The organism is Cereibacter sediminicola (assembly GCF_007668225.1).
GTDB lineage: Bacteria > Pseudomonadota > Alphaproteobacteria > Rhodobacterales > Rhodobacteraceae > Cereibacter_A > Cereibacter_A azotoformans.
On the sequence record NZ_VDEK01000093.1, the window covers coordinates 1 to 1,702 of the forward strand.

Consider the following 1,702-nt stretch of genomic DNA (forward strand, 5'->3'; position numbering starts at 1 on the left):
CAAGAGCCATCTCGCGATCGCCATCGCCCGCGCGCTCATCCGCGCTGGCACCCGCTCTGCTGGACCGCGCGACGGTGTTCGAGGTCGGCTATCCTGGCGGAGACGACCTGCGCCGCACCGTCTCCCGCGCACTCGGCGACCTCGCCATCGACGGCTCCGTCATCGACTCGGTCGTGGCGGGGATCGAGGCGGGGCGGCTGACCCTTCGCGCTCTCGACCGGATCCGCGCCAGTTTCCGCGCCATCGCCCGCCAACCAATTCTGCATTGAGGAAACATCAATGGTTGCTCTGATTTCCCTCGCCGCCCTCGCTCTTTCCGTGCTGCACGCCTGGATGTCATTCAGCATCGTCGGTGACCTCATGGCCGTCTCACATGACCTGCACAGCGTGCAGCGCGTGGCCCGCTTCGCCTTCATCGGAGAGAGGCCCTGGCTGTATCTGCCATACCTGCCGGTCACGCTCGCCCTACTGGCACTGCTCTCGCCGGCCGGGGAGTTCCAGCGGTGGTACGAGCACATCCCGGCCTCCATCGCGGCGGGGGTTCACGTCGTCGTCGTGATGCTGTTCACGCTCTTCCTGGTTCTGGCGTTCCCGTTTACGCTTTTCAGTTTGGCCACGTCGGCATTCTGGATCCTCGCTGCTGGACTCGCGATGAGCTGGGCCGCCGCCGCGGCTACCGGCCTTCTCGACTAGACCAGCACGGCCTCACGTACGGAAAGCGCGACGATGGCGCGGGCCAGGTCATCGTGCGCCACCCCGGAGAGCTGCTCGGCCAGAGGCGGCTCCCGGGTCACGGCCTGCAGCGCGTCGAACTCGCGGCGCACTTCCGCGGCGGTCGCTGGGGGCAGCAAGGACATAGCCGCCGCCGCGAACGTGCGGACGCGGCGCTTTTCCAGTTCCGGCACGCTGGACGGAGCGGCAAGCGCAAGCAGGCTGTCGAGGTCGTCGGAAATGTCGACGACGTCCGTGGTCTTCAGGATGCGCAAGGTATATTCGAGGACCGTATCGTACATGGGTAAAACCTGACTCCCCGTATATGAAGGGGCGTTGAGCTGCGATTTCGCGATTATCGGGTTGGTCGGTATCCTAGGGCAACCGTCGTCAGCAGGTTGTCCACATGTTCGCATACACCCGCGCCCATCCCATGTCCGTCCGCGAACTTCAGGTGCAGTCCCGCAACGCCAAGGGCCAATCCCTGCACTGGCTCCTGCGCGAAAAGCTGGGTGCCGAGCACCTTGCGCAGCACCGGTGGCACCTCGCCCTGCACGAAGCGCACCTCCGGCAGGGGGCGCCGGCGTGCCTTCACCTGGAGGTCGGCGTGTCCCGGGAGTGGGTCCTTGAGGGCGGCACTCCAGCCGAGGTCCGATCGCGACAGAAGCAGCTCCTCTCGTCGGCGGTGGCCTGGGCGCAGTCCTGGTCGGGCGGCGGCGTCATCGCGGCGCGGCTCGACCTTGACGGCGAGGGATGCGGCACCGCGCACGTCTACGTCGCCCCCTTGGCGGTGGAGAGGCACCGGTCCGGCAGCACGCGGGTCGCGGTCAGCCTGAACAAGGTGCTCGAGAACCTCTCGGTGAAGGTGACCAGCTCGAAGGGCCAGCACTACCGGTCGCTGAACACCTCGTGGGCCTCAGCCGCTCAGGAACTCCTCGACCGCCGCCTCCAGCGCGGCCGGCTGCGGGAGGCGAGCGGCGAGCAGCACGTT

The 1,702-nt window shown here is 67.3% G+C and carries 3 protein-coding genes and 1 pseudogene; 3 read left to right on the top strand and 1 reads right to left on the bottom strand.

Annotated elements, in window-relative coordinates; genetic code table 11:
- Together FG154_RS20405 and FG154_RS20410 are read left to right on the top strand one after the other, a co-directional pair.
- Positions 1 to 269: pseudogene (locus FG154_RS20405) on the top strand (hypothetical protein); the annotation flags it as partial.
- A 10-nt stretch (positions 270 to 279) separates the two neighbouring features.
- Complete coding sequence (locus tag FG154_RS20410) at positions 280 to 693, top strand: hypothetical protein (RefSeq protein ID WP_145111949.1); 414 nt, start codon at positions 280 to 282, stop codon at positions 691 to 693.
- Here FG154_RS20410 and FG154_RS20415 read toward each other — a convergent pair.
- Entirely contained in the window at positions 690 to 1,013 is a 324-nt protein-coding gene (locus FG154_RS20415; RefSeq protein WP_145111951.1) for a hypothetical protein, read from the bottom strand. The genes FG154_RS20410 and FG154_RS20415 overlap by 4 nt on opposite strands.
- A 104-nt stretch (positions 1,014 to 1,117) precedes the next feature.
- On the opposite strand from FG154_RS20415, the gene FG154_RS20420 reads away from it, so the two are divergent.
- Positions 1,118 to 1,702, top strand: a 585-nt coding sequence (locus FG154_RS20420) for a hypothetical protein (RefSeq protein ID WP_145111954.1), incomplete at its 3' end; no start/stop codon positions are given.